The following is a 13,276-nucleotide window of genomic DNA, read 5'->3' as shown; positions in this document are numbered from 1 at the left end:
TCCTTACCTGGCAACCAGAAGCGATCCGGCGATCGTCTTCCGGGCTATCTCTTGCCGCCCCAGGCGGCAGAATGTCTCGGGCTGGCCGTTCACCACCCCATTGGCGACCATATAACGGTCGGCCTCGGCATAGATGCGGCGGCGTTCTTCCTTGCTGCCCAGGAAGGCGTCTATTTCCCGGTCGCTATAGCCCAGGCCTTGGGCATAGCGCTTCAGTTTGCGCGCCTCGGAAAAGGCCCGGATCAGCCGCGCGTCCAGAGACGGGCAGCCCCTGCGCAGCACATCCGCCACCCGCGCCTGAATCAGGCTGTCGTTGATATGGCGTTCCTGCGACAAGGGCGGCAGGGCGGCGGCGGGGGCAGCAAGCGCAGCACCGCAGGCCAGCGCCAGCAGCGCAGCCCGTGCCTTGCGCGAATATGCCGCCAGACCCGTCATTCCGCCGCCATCGCCCCCATCCGGCCGGTCCGCTTGGCCTTGATGCGGTCCTCGATCTCTTCGCGGAAGTTGCGGATCAGCCCCTGGATCGGCCAGGCGGCGGCGTCGCCCAGGGCGCAGATGGTGTGGCCCTCGACCTGTTTGGTCACGTCGAACAGCATGTCGATTTCCTCGACCTCGGCATCGCCGCGCACAAGACGCTCCATCACCCGCATCATCCAGCCGGTGCCTTCGCGGCAGGGCGTGCACTGGCCGCAACTTTCGTGCTTGAAGAACTTGGACAGGCGCCAGATCGCCTTGATGACATCGGTCTGCTGGTCCATCACGATCATGCAGGCGGTGCCGAAGGACGACCGCAATTCGCGCATCCCGTCATAGTCCATGATGGCGTTTTCGCACTGCTCGGCCGTCAATACCGGACAGGACGCCCCGCCGGGGATCACCGCCTTGAGGTTCTTCCAGCCGCCGCGCACACCGCCGCCATGCTTCTCAATCAGTTCCTTCATGCTGATCGACATGGTTTCCTCGACCACGCAGGGGGTGTTGAGGTGCCCGGTCAGGCCGAACAGCTTGACGCCCGCGTTGTTCGGGCGGCCGAAGCCCGCGAACCATTCCGGGCCGCGCCGCAGGATGGTGGGCGTCACGGCGATGGATTCGACGTTGTTCACCGTGGTCGGGCAGCCGTAAAGCCCCGCGCCCGCCGGGAACGGCGGCTTCATGCGCGGCATGCCCTTCTTGCCTTCCAGGGACTCCAGCAGCGCCGTTTCCTCGCCGCAGATATAGGCGCCCGCGCCGTGGTGCAGATACAGGTCGAAATCCCAGCCCGACCCCGCCGCGTTCGCGCCCAGCAGTCCGGCGTCGTAGCATTCGTCGATGGCGGCTTGCAGCGCCTCGCGTTCGCGGATGAATTCGCCGCGGATATAGATATAGGCCGCGTGGGCGCCCATGGCGAAGCTGGCGATCAGCGCGCCCTCGATCAGCGTATGCGGATCGTGGCGCATGATCTCGCGGTCCTTGCAGGTCGCGGGCTCGGATTCGTCGGCGTTGATGACCAGATAAGAGGGGCGGCCGTCGGATTCCTTGGGCATGAAGGACCATTTGAGGCCGGTCGGAAAGCCCGCGCCCCCTCGCCCGCGCAGGCCGGATGCCTTGACCTGTTCGACGATCTTGTCGCGGCCCCTGGCGATGATCTCGGCCGTGCCGTCCCAGTGGCCGCGCTTGCGCGCCCCGGCCAGACTGCGGTCGCCCATCCCGTAGAGGTTGGTAAAAATGCGATCCTGATCTTTCAGCATCCTGCTCTCAATCCTCTCATCCGGGCGTCACGCGTTCCTGCGCCGCCAGATACGCCAGGTCACCAGCAGCGACCAGACAAAAGCTCCGATCGCGGCCAGGTCCGCCACAAAGGCCCACCTGCCCGCCCAGTTATAATGGCTGCCAAGGGCCTGAACCAGAAGCCACAGGCACATGGCCAGGGCGATGACGATGGCGACCAGGCGCATCTGCGCCGCATCGCGATCCTGCCCGGTTCCGCCCATGTCCGCCCCCTTTGGCCGCCTAGCGGTCCGTTTCGCCGTCCTTCTGTTCCGCTTCCTCGATGCCGCGCACACCCGCTGGGGCACGGTCCGAGACCGGGCGCGCGGCCGATGCCGCCTGCGCCTCTTGTTCGGTCACGCCGGTCGCGTCCGCCGGGGCGCCCTCGGCCGGGCGGGGCTCGTGTTCGGGCGCGGTGTCCCGGCCGGTCTGGTCGTCAACGGCGGCCCGAGGCGTGCGCAGCCATTTGGTCAGAATCGGAACCTCGGTTCCGTCGATGCGCTTGACCGTCTCGCCGATATCGCGGGCCAGCGCCACACTGGCGTTCCGGTCGTCCCCCTGCCCCTTCAGGTCGGCCAGCGCGACCGGCCCGCCCAGCGGCTCCGAGGAATAGCGCCCGTTCTGCGGACCCGGCAGCGGCACCTGGCCGGCCGAGAAGGCATCGATCAGTTCTTCCAGCTTCTGCGGCGTCAGATCCTCGTAGAAATCCTTGCCGATCTGGGCCATGGGCGCGTTCGAACAGGCCCCCAGGCATTCGACCTCTTCCCAACTGAACTTGCCGTCGGCCGAAACGGTATGCGGCGTCGGCGCGATCTTGCGCTTGCAGACCTCGATCAACGCCTCGGCGCCGCAGATCATGCAGGTGGTGGTTCCGCAAATCTGGATGTTTGCAACAGACCCAACGGGTTGGAGTTGGAACATAAAGTAGAATGTCGCCACTTCCAGTGCGCGGATATAGGGCATCCCCAGCAGGTCGGCGCAATATTCGATGGCGGGCCGAGACAGCCAGCCTTCCTGTTCCTGGGCGCGCCACAGGACCGGGATGATCGCCGATTGCTGACGGCCCTCCGGGTATTTGGTCATCTGCGCCCGCGCCCATTCCAGGTTGGCGGGGGTGAATTCGAAGCTGTCCGGCTGGACGGGCGAAAGACGGCGGAGCATCAGCGGTCAACCTCTCCGAACACGATGTCGAGCGTGGCGATCAGGGCGGGCACGTCGGCCAGCAGATGCCCTTTGCCCATCCAGTCGATCGACTGGAGATGCAGGAATCCCGGCGCCCGCAGCTTGGCACGATAGGGTTTGTTCGTCCCGTCACTGACCAGATAGACGCCGAACTCGCCCTTGGGCGCCTCGACGGCGGCATAGACCTCGCCCGCCGGAACCCGGAAGCCTTCGGTATACAGCTTGAAGTGATGGATCAGGCTTTCCATGTCGCGCTTCATGTCGCCGCGGCGCGGCGGCGTCAGCTTGCCCCGCGCCAGCACGTCGCCCGCAGGCTCGGCCCGCAGCTTCTGGATGGCCTGCTTCATGATATGGGTCGATTCGCGCATTTCCTGCATTCGGATCAGGAAACGGTCATAGCTGTCGCCGTTCTTGCCGACCGGAATCTTGAAGTCGAATTCATCATAGCATTCATACGGCTGCGAACGGCGCAAATCCCAGGCCAGCCCCGATCCGCGCGCCATCACGCCCGAATAGCCCCAGTCCAGGGCATCCTGTTCGGTGGCGATGCCGATGCCCACCAGGCGCTGCTTGAAGATGCGGTTTTCCGTCAGCAGCGTGTCCAGATCGTCCACGACCTTGGGGAAATGCTCGCACCAGGCCTCGATGTCGTCCAGCAGGTCGGGCGGCAGATCCTGATGCACCCCGCCGGGCCGGAAATACGCCGCGTGCAGCCGCGCCCCGGAGGCGCGTTCGTAGAAGATCATCAACTGCTCGCGCGCCTCGAACCCCCACAGCGGCGGAGTCAGCGCGCCCACGTCCATGGCGCCGGTGGTCAGGCCCAGCAGGTGGTTCAGGATCCGGCCGATTTCCGAATACAGCACCCGGATCAGGCTGGCGCGGCGCGGCACGACCGTGCCGGTCAGCCGTTCGATCGCCAGGCACCAGGCATGTTCCTGGTTCATGGGCGAGACGTAATCCAGCCGGTCGAAATAGGGCAGGTTTTGCAGATAGGTCCGGCTTTCCATCAGCTTTTCGGTGCCGCGATGCAACAGGCCGATATGCGGGTCGGCGCGCTCGACCACCTCGCCGTCCAGTTCCAGAACCATGCGCAGCACGCCATGCGCCGCCGGGTGCTGGGGACCGAAGTTGATGTTGAAGTTGCGGATCTTCTGTTCGCCGACCAGAGTGTCGGACGATCCGTCGTCATAGCTGTTGATGCGGATATCGCCGTCCATGGCCTTACCCCTTGGTCTTTTCGTCGCCGGGCAGCACGTATTTCGCGCCCTCCCACGGCGAAAGGAAGTCGAACTGGCGGTATTCCTGCGTCAGCCGCACGGGCTCATAGACCACGCGCTTTTCGGATTCGTCGTATCGAACCTCGACATAGCCGGTGGTCGGGAAATCCTTGCGCAGGGGATGACCGCTGAAGCCATAGTCGGTCAGGATCCGCCGCAGGTCCGGATGGCCCGAGAACAGGATCCCGAACATGTCGAAGACCTCGCGCTCGAACCAGTTGGCGCAGGGATGGATCCGCACCAGCGACGGCACGACCTCATCTTCGCGGATCGCCACCTTCACGCGGATGCGCTGGTTCTGGTACATCGACAGCAGGTGCCAGACCACATCGAACCGCTGCGCGCGTTCGGGATGATCCACGGCAGTGATGTCCACCAGGGTCGAGAAGCGGCAGCTGCTGTCACTGCGCAGGAATTCGATCAGGTCCACGATGCTGGACAGGGTCGCGGTTACGGTCAGTTCGCCAAAGGCGACGGTCGCATCCAGAACCTGTTCCCCGCAGCGCAGCTTCAGATGCTCGGCCAGCTGTTCCAGCGCGTCGATGTCGGGATAGACAGCCATGGCTTACCTCACCAGAGTGCCGGTGCGCCGGATGCGGCGCTGAAGTTGCAGGATGCCGTAAAGCAGGGCCTCGGCCGTGGGCGGGCAGCCGGGCACATAGATGTCGACCGGCAAAACGCGGTCACAGCCGCGCACCACGGAATAGCTGTAGTGGTAATAGCCGCCGCCATTGGCGCAACTGCCCATGCTGATCACATAGCGCGGTTCCGGCATCTGGTCATAGACCTTGCGGATCGCCGGGGCCATCTTGTTGGTCAGCGTGCCCGCGACGATCATCAGGTCGGACTGCCGCGGGGATGCGCGCGGCGCGGTGCCGAAGCGTTCCACGTCATAGCGCGGCATGGACGCCTGCATCATCTCGACCGCGCAGCATGCCAGCCCGAAGGTCATCCAGTGCAACGAGCCGTTGCGCGCCCAGTTGATGATGTCCTCGGTTGTGGTCAGCAGGAAGCCCTTGTCCTGCAACTCGCGGTTCAGGCTGGCGGTCGCGACCTCTCGATCAGGGCCAGCGGTATGGGATCCGGTCATCACGCCCATTCAAGCGCCCCTTTCTTCCATTCATAGGCAAAGCCCACGGTCAGAACCCCCAGGAACACCATCATCGACCAGAAGGCCGCATCCGACAGTCCCGCGAAGCTGACCGCCCACGGGAACAGGAAGGCCACTTCCAGGTCGAAGATGATGAACAGGATCGACACCAGATAGAATCGCACGTCGAATTTCATGCGCGCGTCGTCGAAGGCGTTGAATCCGCATTCATAGGCGCTGACCTTTTCGGGGTCGGGATTGCGCACGGCGACGATGACGGCGGCCAGAATCAGGATCAGGGCCAAGGCCGAGGCCATACCGGCGAAGACGAGGATCGGAAGATAATCCTGAAGCAGGGTTTCCACGGGCAAGTTCCCTTGTCGGCCGCGGAAAAGCTGTGGCTGCCCGCGACGGGTTAGCTGAGCGACCGTTTAGACCCGTGGGCCAGCGGGGTCAACGGGCGCAAGCATCGCGGGTGCGTCCCCAGCCCATCTTCCGGGTCTGGGCCGTCCCCTATTGCCGCGGCAGTTGCGCGGCGGCCTGTTCGGCGGCCGCCGCCAGTTGGCCGCACATCGCGGCGACCGTCATCCCTTGCCCGGCCGCGGCATCCTGCAAGGGTTCCTCGATCTGCATGGCACTGACCGTGCCCGCCTGACCCTTGCGATAGGCGTCCTCGACCATCCCGGCGTCCTGCGGCGGCGGGAATGCGGCGATGACCTTGGCCTGGGTCTGAACCGTCTGCACACCCACATGCCCCTGGGCCGCGCAATATTCCAGGATCCCCTGCTGGTTCTTCGCGGCCGCGATGGCGATATCCGGCGCCGTGTCCTGCGCAACACTGGCGGCGGCAGAGGCCAGGACCAGGGTCATGGCTAGGATACGCATGGAAACCTCCTGTCGGATAGCAGAAGGGCAGCCTGCCAGGCTGCCCCATCATGGTCCTTGGTCCGCCGTCCGTTACAGCCCTGCGGCTTGGCAATCGGCCAAGGTGATGACTTCCATGTTGATGCTGCCCGTGAACTCATCGGCATCCGCGTTGCCTTCCAGGCCCGTCGTGCCGCTGGCCGGACCGGCAGTCGAGGGGATCGCAGCCGGATCGGGGGCGTCATTGTCGACATTGCCCTCGTTGCCCGTGGTAGGCTGCGCGCCGTCCATGGTCCCGGCATCCTGGTCGGGCATCGTGCCCGAAACCGCGTCGTTGTCGACATTGCCGTCGTTGCCGGCAACCTGGTCGTTCGATCCTGCGGCGAGAGTCCGGCAATGTTCGGCAACGGCGGCCATGTCCGCCTCATTCACCTGCTGGGTGCCGACCATGTTCTGCGCGAAGGCGGCCGAACCAAAGCCTAGGGCAGCGGCCAGGGCGATCGGGGCGGTAAGGGTCTTGATCTTCATGACAGTCCTCCATCTGTTGCGTTTCAGCGTTGAATTGCCAGACCAACACCGCGCACCGCCGGCTTGTTCCGCGCATCCGGTACACAAGAATGTAGGCCGGCCCGCCGGAACCCTGCCCTGCGCCATCGGATCGCGGCGTCCCTCCGTTGCGCTTGAGGCGGCGAAGGGTTATTTCTGACGGAACCGCGACGGAAAGGACATGCCTTGCGCGACCTTCGGATCCCCGACCAGCGACACCCGGAAAAGGCCCACCGCCCCGACCAGGCCCAGCCAAAGAAGCCCGCCTGGATCCGTGTCAAGGCCCCCACCTCGGACGGCTACAAGCGCACCCGCGACATCATGAAGGACAACCGCCTGTCCACCGTCTGCGAGGAGGCGGGCTGCCCCAATGTCGGCGAATGTTGGTCGCAGGGCCATGCCACCATGATGATCATGGGCGAGATCTGCACGCGCGGCTGCACCTTCTGCAACGTGGCCACCGGCAAGCCCAACGCGCTTGACGTGTTCGAACCGGGTCGCGTCGCCCATGCCGTTCAGAAGCTGGGACTGAAGCATGTCGTCATCACCAGCGTCGACCGCGACGACCTGGACGACGGCGGGGCCGAGCATTTCGCCCAGACGATCCGCGCCATCCGCCACCGCAGCCCCGATTCGACGATCGAGGTTCTGGTGCCCGACTTCCTGAAATCCCGGCCCGGCTCGGTCGAGATCGTGGTCGAGGCGCGGCCCGACGTGTTCAACCACAACCTGGAAACCGTCCCGGCCCTGTATCCGACCGTCCGGCCCGGCGCGCGCTATTTCCATTCGCTGCGGCTGTTGCAGAAGGTCAAGGAACTGGATCCGGCGATGTTCACCAAGTCGGGCATCATGGTCGGCCTGGGCGAGGATCGCGGCAGCGTCTTGCAGGTCATGGACGACATGCGCGCCGCCGATATCGACTTCATGACCATCGGCCAGTATCTGCAACCCACGCCGAAACACCACCGCGTGGACCGCTTCGTCACGCCCGAAGAATTCGCGGGCTATGAAAAGGCAGCCTATGGCAAGGGCTTCCTGATGGTGTCGGCGACGCCGCTGACGCGGTCCTCCTATCACGCGGGCGACGACTTCGCCAGGCTACGGGACGCGCGGCTGCAAAAGCTGGGCCGCGCCTGACCCCTTGCAAATCCCCGCTTCCCGTTCTAGGCCGGGACGCGCAAGGCCCGAGTGACGGAATGGTAGACGTAGCGGATTCAAAATCCGCCGCCGCAAGGCATGTCGGTTCGAGTCCGACCTCGGGTACCAGCCTTTCTTTACAGGTAGTTAGCTTGAAGCGCAGCGGTCCAGTTACCGCGCGGTTCTGCGCTTTTGTAAGCAATATGTAAGCAGACTGCTTAGAAAGAGTGAGAAGGTCCGCTTGCGCCCTGCCCTCATCTAGGCGCCTAATCGGCCATCAACATGCCTTAAGAAGTGAACCTATGAGCAGAAAAACCCCTATTCCGATTCGCAGGTTTGATATCCGGCCCGCGCTTGCAGTTGCCAGTGTTCTAGGACTGGCTGGGACGTCCGCTTTCGGTGAAAATCAGAACATGAGCGCATCGAATGTTGTGACCGCCTGCGGCACTCCAGATGAAGCTTGGATCAGCTTCTGCAACGGATACGCCCAAGCAGTCTTTGACACGGCTATTCTTTCGGGCGCATCCATCTGCCCGCCAGCCGGCACGACGCGCGCTACTATGGCCGATACTGTGTTCCGCTCTCTGTATACCCTGCAGGAGCAGGCAGGCGTCGAGCAGATGGCAGAGTGGCCAGGCGCCGGGACTGTAACAGTCGCGCTGGAGCGGCACTATCCCTGTTGAGTTGCCAGACGCGACGGGCATGGTTGAACATATCGAGCGCCCTTTCTGACACCCAGCCTGTGGCCGATATTTGCGCCTTGATATGACCAACTTTTCTGGAATTTTGCACACCACGACTCGGAAATTGGAGCCTGATCAAGTTGCCAGCGCTTGATTTTCTAACGAACGAAGGAAGTCGTCTCGCGCGCTCAAGACCTCAGAGGCAGCGCTCCAGAACGGCGCCATCTCCAAGAGATTATCCGAAGCCGTCACCACAGTGTTGAAAGCGGAAAGTGCATCTCTATAGCGATCCGCTTTCTCACGCGTATCCTGTGAGTAGATCGCTTCAGAAAGCCCCACCGAACTGTATTGCTTCATTATGTTTTCGATCAGCCGTTGTTGACTAGGCTCAGGACTCGTTCTTGATCATAGCCAGAACAGGACGGTTGCGGCGAGGATGATGGCGGAAAAGAAGGTCTCTGGACACCGGTCGTATCGGGTCGCCACGCGCCGCCAGTCCTTGAGGCGGCCGAACATGATCTCGATACGGTTGCGCCGTTTGTAGCGCCGCTTGTCATATTTGACGGCCTTCTTGCGGGACTTCCGGCTTGGGATGCAGACCTTTATCCCCTTGTCTTTCAATGTATTTCTGAACCAATCGGCATCGCAACCTCGATCGCCGAGCAGCCATCCCGCCTTCGGCAGGCTGCCGATCAGTGCCGCCGCGCCAGTATAGTCGCTGACCTGTCCAGCCGACATGAAGAACCCGATCGGGCGCCCCTTGGCATCAGCAACCGCGTGCAGTTTTGTGCTCATGCCGCCTTTGGTGCGCCCGATCTGGCGCCCGCGCCCCCCTTTTTCACCCCAAGGCTTGATGCCGTGCGGTGCGCCTTCAAATACGTCGCGTCGATCATGATCGTCTCGTGCTCGGCGCGCTCAGTGGCCAGCCCGACCAGGATACGGGCGAAGACCCCGTTGTCACTCCATCGCTTCCACCGGTTGTAGAGGGTCTTAGGCGGGCCGTATTCTTTCGGCGCATCGCACCACCGCAACCCATTGCGATTGATAAAGATTATGCCACTGAGGACGCGACGATCGTCCACGCGGGGCTTGCCATGGCTCTTGGGAAAGAACGGCGCAAGGGCAGGAAGAAAGTCATCAGGCACGACAGCCGTGGCGATTTCACAACTGGGCACCTGTTTGTGCCCTTGGCAGACATCGTGCGCCGATTGCTGGAATCCTGATCCATGGGCATCCTGTCGCGCATCCTAAACCGCAGGGCCGATCCGCCGCGCCAAACCCGTATGTTGGAGGGCGCCAGCGGGAAGCGCTGGCCTTCTACCCCAGCATTTGGGGCGACTGGCAGTGAAGTCTTGGCAGGCGCTGCGCAGGTGCGCGGCCGTGCGCGGCATTTGCGGTTCAACGATCCGACCGCTGCAAATGCCGCGGAAATCTTGCGTACGGCGCTTGTTGGCTATGGCGCGACACTCACGAGCGGCGCCGAAGAAACGGACTCAGCTTTTGCGGATTGGGCTGCAGCCGTGCACCTGGGCGAACTTGAAGGCGAGATCATCGACTCTCTTGCCACCGATGGTGAAGCCTTGATCATCCTGCGCACCGATGACCGTGGCGCCCTTCGCCTGCAGCATGTCCCAGCTGAACAGCTTGACGAGTCCTATACTGTTGAGTTGGGCGGCGGCCGCTACATCGCCGCGGGCATCGAGTATGACGCCGATGATCAGCCGATCGCCTACCACTTCCGGCCGGCACGCCCGACTGATCAATATCAAACCTTCCGGGCGCCTATTCGAGTCGTTGCTGCGGACGTGCTGCACCTCTTTCGCAGGCAAGGCGCAGGGCAGACGCGCGGCCTGTCATGGTTCGCACCTGTCATTCTGCCACTAAACGAACTTTCACAGCTTCAAGACGCCTTGCAGGTCACGGCGAAGATCCAAGCCATGATGTGCGGCTTCCTGATCGATCAGAACGGCGGCGCCACAAGCCCGCTAGGCGACGGCGAAAGCCCGCTGGACGTAAGCCTTGAACCTGGCACCATGCGCGTCCTGCCCAGCGGTTGGGATGTTCGGTTCACGACGCCGCAGCAGATGGCCCAATCTGTTGAACTGGTTGCAGTATCGCTGAGGCAGATTGCAGCCGGCCTGCAGATGCCGGAATTCCTGCTGTCGGGCGACATGCGCGGCGTCAACTACTCCAGCGCCCGAACTGCCCTGATCCAGTTTCGCAGGTAAGCGCGACGACGAGGCCCTATGCAGCGAGGCTTGACGCTTGGTCGTAGCACCAGGGCATGAGGTCCTCGATGCGGGATCTGGGGTGTCCGTCGAGGATGGCCCGGAGGGTATCGGCGAGGTAGTCGACGGGGTTCACGCCGGACAGCTTGCAGGTGGCAACCAGCGAGGCGAGCATGGCCCAGTTCTCGGCGCCGATTTCGTTCCCGGCGAAGAGGGCGTTCTTCCGGGTCAGCGCGATCGGACGGATCTGGTTTTCGACCGGGTTGGTGTCCAGCTCGAGGGTGCCATCGTCGATAAAGCGGATCAGGCCGGGCCAGTGCGCGAGGGTGTAGCGGATATCCTCGGCCAGCAGGGACTTCCGCGGGATGCGCGAGAGCTGGGTCTCCAGCCAGGGCTTGAGCGCGGAGATGATCGGGGCGGATTGCTCGCGTCGGATGGCCATGCGGACGGCCGGGTCCTTGCCGCGCACGGTCTTTTCGATCTGATACAGCAATGCGATCTGGCGCAGCATCTCCTCGGCGATGGGCGAGCCGTCGCTCTCGACGCGTTTGACGAAGCGGCGGCGGACGTGGGTCCAGCAATAGACCAGCTGCCACGGCCCCTCATCGCGCGTGATCTCGGTCAGCGCATTGTAGGATTGGTAGGCGTCGCATTGCAGGAACCGGCCGCGGTATCCGGCCAGGAACCTAAGCGGATGTTCCCGTCCCCGACCGGGAGCGTAGTGGAACAGCACGAGGGGCGGGCCGGCACCGCCATGCCCGCGATCGTCGGATACGACGGCCCAGAAGTAGCCGCTCTTGGTGGCCTTCCGGCCCGGCTCCAGAACAGGCGCGCGGGTCTCGTCGACGAAGATCCGGTCGGCGACGCGCAGGTGGACCTTCATGTGGTCGATCACGGGCATCAGGTGGAAGCAGGCGCGGCCGACCCAATTGCCGAATGTGCCGCGGTCGAGGTGGAGCCCCTGCCGCTCGAAGATCCCCGCCTGGCGGTAAAACGGAAGGTGGTCGCCGAACTTCGAGATGATGATCCATGCGATCAGCCGCTCGGTGGGCAGGCCGCCCGGCACGACGTGCTCGGGCGCATGAGCCTGCACTACGGCCTGCGAGCAGCGGCGACAGGCATATCTGGGGCGCCGCGTCACAAGAACCTGGAACTGCGCCGGGATCACGTCGAGCCGCTCGGAGACATCCTCCCCGATCCGGGCCATCTCACCACAACCGCAGGGGCAAAGGGTGCTGGCCGGCTCGATCACGCGCTCGACCCGGGGCAGATGCGCCGGCAGATGCCCACGGTTGCGCGCGGGCTTGCGAGGTTCTTCCCCTCGCGCCCGGGAAAGCGCGGCTTCAGCCTTCTCCTGCGCGGCCTCAAGCACGCCCTGGGCCAGTTCGGCGTCCTCGAGCGGCAAATTGAACTGGTCGGGTGACAACTTCTCGGAACTCTTGCCAAAGCGCTCGCGCTGCGAGGTGCGCAGGATACCCTCCAGCCGGCGGTTTGCCTCCTGTACCTCCGCGAGCGCTGCCTCGACCTCCGCGAGGCGGGCCTTCAGATGAGCGTTCTCGCGGCTGAGAGTGTCGGCATCCATGCCTGAAGTGAATCACGCTGATGCCGTTCTGGCCAGTAAAAACGGGGCCTCCAGTGCGTCGGATGCACTTACCCTGCAACCAGCGGGCGGCGCACCCGCTCGGGTCTTACCAGTCTCCAGTCCAACCCCTCGAACAGCGCCGCCAGCTGCGCCGAGGACAGGCGCATCACCCCATCCCGCACCTGCGGCCAGACGAACTTGCCGCCCTCGAGGCGCTTGTGAACGAGCACCATCCCGGTCTGGTCCCAGACCAGAATCTTGATACGATCTGCCCGCTTCGCCCGGAAGACGAAGACCGCCCCGCAGAACGGGTCGAGCCCGAACATCTCCTGCACCGCCAGCGCCAGCCCGTCGATGCCCTTGCGGAAGTCCACCGGCCGCGTCGCCACGTAGACCTTCACCGGCCCGCCCTGGCCGAGCATCACCATGCCGCCGCCCGCGCCGCTCGGATCGACCGCGTAAGCAGAACCTCATCGGTATCTGCGCCGACGCGGATCACGACATCACCCACAACAATCTCCACGCCGGTGCTGGCCTCCGTCTCTGCCGGCATCTCCGCTGCGGCGCCCTCGACGACCAGTTCTGCAAACATCGGCAGTGCCGCCACGCTCTCGGGCACGACAAGCTGTCCGTCCCGTAGCTTCTTCCGCCAGTCATAAACCTGCCAGCGCGTCGTCCCGTGCCGCCGCGCGACTTCGGTCACCGAAGTTCCCGGCACCAAGCTTTCCGCCGCAATCCGCGCCCGCTCCGCCTTCGTGCGTCGCTGACGCCCGGTCGGCCCCTCCATCACTTCCAGCCGCGAAACCCCACCATCCGAGAAGCCGTCCAAATGGCCGCCCATTTTGCCGTCTCGTTCCAAGCCAACACCTCCGACGTTCATGCGCACGGAGATTGGCCCGTTCAGATCACCAGCGGCAGGAGGGGATCAGCGTCGCGCTTAC

18 protein-coding genes and 1 tRNA gene are annotated in these 13,276 nt (G+C 64.0%); 4 read left to right on the top strand and 15 right to left on the bottom strand.

Features of this window, described 5'->3' with window-relative positions:
* Window positions 1-3: 3 nt before the first annotated feature.
* The 10 genes from ACTJI6_RS19310 to ACTJI6_RS19265 form a co-directional block, all read right to left on the bottom strand.
* A complete protein-coding gene (locus tag ACTJI6_RS19310; protein WP_440803007.1) occupies window positions 4-435 on the bottom strand; it encodes a DUF5333 domain-containing protein in 432 nt (143 codons plus the stop codon).
* A complete protein-coding gene (nuoF, locus tag ACTJI6_RS19305; RefSeq protein WP_126156160.1) occupies window positions 432-1,727 on the bottom strand; it encodes an NADH-quinone oxidoreductase subunit NuoF in 1,296 nt (431 codons plus the stop codon). The genes ACTJI6_RS19310 and nuoF overlap by 4 nt, the downstream gene beginning before the upstream one ends.
* A 27-nt stretch (window positions 1,728-1,754) precedes the next feature.
* Window positions 1,755-1,970: a DUF5337 domain-containing protein gene (locus tag ACTJI6_RS19300; protein WP_440803005.1), complete on the bottom strand. Its 216-nt coding sequence runs from the start codon at window positions 1,968-1,970 to the stop codon at window positions 1,755-1,757.
* A 19-nt stretch (window positions 1,971-1,989) separates the two neighbouring features.
* Window positions 1,990-2,907, bottom strand: coding sequence for an NADH-quinone oxidoreductase subunit NuoE (nuoE, locus tag ACTJI6_RS19295; protein WP_440803003.1), 918 nt, complete (start codon window positions 2,905-2,907; stop codon window positions 1,990-1,992).
* On the bottom strand, window positions 2,907-4,145 hold the full coding sequence (locus ACTJI6_RS19290) for an NADH-quinone oxidoreductase subunit D (protein ID WP_126156157.1): 1,239 nt from the start codon (window positions 4,143-4,145) through the stop codon (window positions 2,907-2,909). The genes nuoE and ACTJI6_RS19290 overlap by 1 nt, the downstream gene beginning before the upstream one ends.
* 4 nt (window positions 4,146-4,149) lie before the next feature.
* Window positions 4,150-4,767: an NADH-quinone oxidoreductase subunit C gene (locus tag ACTJI6_RS19285; RefSeq protein ID WP_126156156.1), complete on the bottom strand. Its 618-nt coding sequence runs from the start codon at window positions 4,765-4,767 to the stop codon at window positions 4,150-4,152.
* Window positions 4,768-4,770: 3 nt separating this feature from the next.
* Window positions 4,771-5,304 (bottom strand): NuoB/complex I 20 kDa subunit family protein, encoded by a 534-nt coding sequence (locus ACTJI6_RS19280; RefSeq protein ID WP_440803001.1) that lies wholly within the window; start codon window positions 5,302-5,304, stop codon window positions 4,771-4,773.
* Window positions 5,295-5,660: an NADH-quinone oxidoreductase subunit A gene (locus ACTJI6_RS19275; RefSeq protein WP_275103847.1), complete on the bottom strand. Its 366-nt coding sequence runs from the start codon at window positions 5,658-5,660 to the stop codon at window positions 5,295-5,297. Before ACTJI6_RS19275 ends, ACTJI6_RS19280 begins: the two co-directional genes overlap by 10 nt.
* Before the next feature lie 148 nt (window positions 5,661-5,808).
* Window positions 5,809-6,180, bottom strand: coding sequence for a pore-forming ESAT-6 family protein (locus tag ACTJI6_RS19270; RefSeq protein ID WP_440802999.1), 372 nt, complete (start codon window positions 6,178-6,180; stop codon window positions 5,809-5,811).
* A gap of 72 nt (window positions 6,181-6,252) precedes the next feature.
* Window positions 6,253-6,687, bottom strand: a complete 435-nt coding sequence (locus ACTJI6_RS19265; RefSeq protein ID WP_126156152.1) for a hypothetical protein — start codon at window positions 6,685-6,687, stop codon at window positions 6,253-6,255.
* A 174-nt stretch (window positions 6,688-6,861) separates the two neighbouring features.
* On the opposite strand from ACTJI6_RS19265, the gene lipA reads away from it, so the two are divergent.
* The 3 genes from lipA to ACTJI6_RS19250 all read left to right on the top strand — a co-directional run bounded on the left by lipA (window position 6,862) and on the right by ACTJI6_RS19250 (window position 8,525).
* Entirely contained in the window at window positions 6,862-7,842 is a 981-nt protein-coding gene (gene lipA / locus ACTJI6_RS19260) for a lipoyl synthase (protein ID WP_420899424.1), read from the top strand.
* Between the two features lie 45 nt (window positions 7,843-7,887).
* Window positions 7,888-7,971, top strand: a tRNA-Leu gene (locus tag ACTJI6_RS19255).
* A gap of 173 nt (window positions 7,972-8,144) precedes the next feature.
* A complete protein-coding gene (locus ACTJI6_RS19250) occupies window positions 8,145-8,525 on the top strand; it encodes a Rap1a/Tai family immunity protein (protein WP_440802997.1) in 381 nt (126 codons plus the stop codon).
* 135 nt (window positions 8,526-8,660) lie between these two features.
* Here ACTJI6_RS19250 and ACTJI6_RS19245 read toward each other — a convergent pair whose 3' ends face one another.
* Both ACTJI6_RS19245 and ACTJI6_RS19240 read right to left on the bottom strand, forming a co-directional pair.
* Window positions 8,661-8,882 (bottom strand): hypothetical protein, encoded by a 222-nt coding sequence (locus ACTJI6_RS19245; RefSeq protein ID WP_440802995.1) that lies wholly within the window; start codon window positions 8,880-8,882, stop codon window positions 8,661-8,663.
* 48 nt (window positions 8,883-8,930) lie between these two features.
* Window positions 8,931-9,685, bottom strand: a protein-coding gene (locus tag ACTJI6_RS19240; RefSeq protein WP_440803034.1) for an IS5 family transposase whose coding sequence is annotated in 2 segments (ribosomal slippage) — window positions 8,931-9,370 and window positions 9,370-9,685 — 756 coding nt in all. Because the reading frame shifts where the segments join, the coding sequence is not laid out codon by codon here.
* 66 nt (window positions 9,686-9,751) lie between these two features.
* Here ACTJI6_RS19240 and ACTJI6_RS19235 point away from each other — a divergent pair.
* On the top strand, window positions 9,752-10,753 hold the full coding sequence (locus tag ACTJI6_RS19235) for a phage portal protein (protein ID WP_440802993.1): 1,002 nt from the start codon (window positions 9,752-9,754) through the stop codon (window positions 10,751-10,753).
* Between the two features lie 16 nt (window positions 10,754-10,769).
* On the opposite strand, the gene tnpC is transcribed toward ACTJI6_RS19235, so the two are convergent.
* The 3 genes from tnpC to tnpA form a co-directional block, all read right to left on the bottom strand.
* Entirely contained in the window at window positions 10,770-12,335 is a 1,566-nt protein-coding gene (gene tnpC / locus ACTJI6_RS19230) for an IS66 family transposase (RefSeq protein ID WP_080622378.1), read from the bottom strand.
* A 68-nt stretch (window positions 12,336-12,403) separates the two neighbouring features.
* Window positions 12,404-12,763: an IS66 family insertion sequence element accessory protein TnpB gene (gene tnpB / locus ACTJI6_RS19225; protein WP_214273084.1), complete on the bottom strand. Its 360-nt coding sequence runs from the start codon at window positions 12,761-12,763 to the stop codon at window positions 12,404-12,406.
* A complete protein-coding gene (gene tnpA, locus ACTJI6_RS19220) occupies window positions 12,757-13,176 on the bottom strand; it encodes an IS66-like element accessory protein TnpA (RefSeq protein ID WP_440798008.1) in 420 nt (139 codons plus the stop codon). Before tnpA ends, tnpB begins: the two co-directional genes overlap by 7 nt.
* Window positions 13,177-13,276: the final 100 nt, after the last annotated feature.

This window comes from Paracoccus sp. 22332 (assembly GCF_052045125.1).
Taxonomy (GTDB): Bacteria; Pseudomonadota; Alphaproteobacteria; order Rhodobacterales; family Rhodobacteraceae; genus Paracoccus; species Paracoccus haematequi_A.
The sequence above is the reverse complement of the archived record's forward strand: the minus strand, read 5'-3'. Positions and strand labels throughout refer to the sequence as shown.

Bases quoted from the DNA above. Each gene is read 5' to 3' on its own strand.
- ACTJI6_RS19310 (WP_440803007.1), bottom strand. From the start codon at position 435: ATGACGGGTCTGGCGGCATATTCGCGCAAGGCACGGGCTGCGCTGCTG.
- nuoF (WP_126156160.1), bottom strand. From the start codon at position 1,727: ATGCTGAAAGATCAGGATCGCATTTTTACCAACCTCTACGGGATGGGC.
- ACTJI6_RS19300 (WP_440803005.1), bottom strand. From the start codon at position 1,970: ATGGGCGGAACCGGGCAGGATCGCGATGCGGCGCAGATGCGCCTGGTC.
- nuoE (WP_440803003.1), bottom strand. From the start codon at position 2,907: ATGCTCCGCCGTCTTTCGCCCGTCCAGCCGGACAGCTTCGAATTCACC.
- ACTJI6_RS19290 (WP_126156157.1), bottom strand. From the start codon at position 4,145: ATGGACGGCGATATCCGCATCAACAGCTATGACGACGGATCGTCCGAC.
- ACTJI6_RS19285 (WP_126156156.1), bottom strand. From the start codon at position 4,767: ATGGCTGTCTATCCCGACATCGACGCGCTGGAACAGCTGGCCGAGCAT.
- ACTJI6_RS19280 (WP_440803001.1), bottom strand. From the start codon at position 5,304: ATGGGCGTGATGACCGGATCCCATACCGCTGGCCCTGATCGAGAGGTC.
- ACTJI6_RS19270 (WP_440802999.1), bottom strand. From the start codon at position 6,180: ATGCGTATCCTAGCCATGACCCTGGTCCTGGCCTCTGCCGCCGCCAGT.
- ACTJI6_RS19265 (WP_126156152.1), bottom strand. From the start codon at position 6,687: ATGAAGATCAAGACCCTTACCGCCCCGATCGCCCTGGCCGCTGCCCTA.
- ACTJI6_RS19250 (WP_440802997.1), top strand. From the start codon at position 8,145: ATGAGCAGAAAAACCCCTATTCCGATTCGCAGGTTTGATATCCGGCCC.
- ACTJI6_RS19245 (WP_440802995.1), bottom strand. From the start codon at position 8,882: ATGAAGCAATACAGTTCGGTGGGGCTTTCTGAAGCGATCTACTCACAG.
- ACTJI6_RS19235 (WP_440802993.1), top strand. From the start codon at position 9,752: ATGGGCATCCTGTCGCGCATCCTAAACCGCAGGGCCGATCCGCCGCGC.
- tnpC (WP_080622378.1), bottom strand. From the start codon at position 12,335: ATGGATGCCGACACTCTCAGCCGCGAGAACGCTCATCTGAAGGCCCGC.
- tnpB (WP_214273084.1), bottom strand. From the start codon at position 12,763: ATGGTGATGCTCGGCCAGGGCGGGCCGGTGAAGGTCTACGTGGCGACG.
- tnpA (WP_440798008.1), bottom strand. From the start codon at position 13,176: ATGGGCGGCCATTTGGACGGCTTCTCGGATGGTGGGGTTTCGCGGCTG.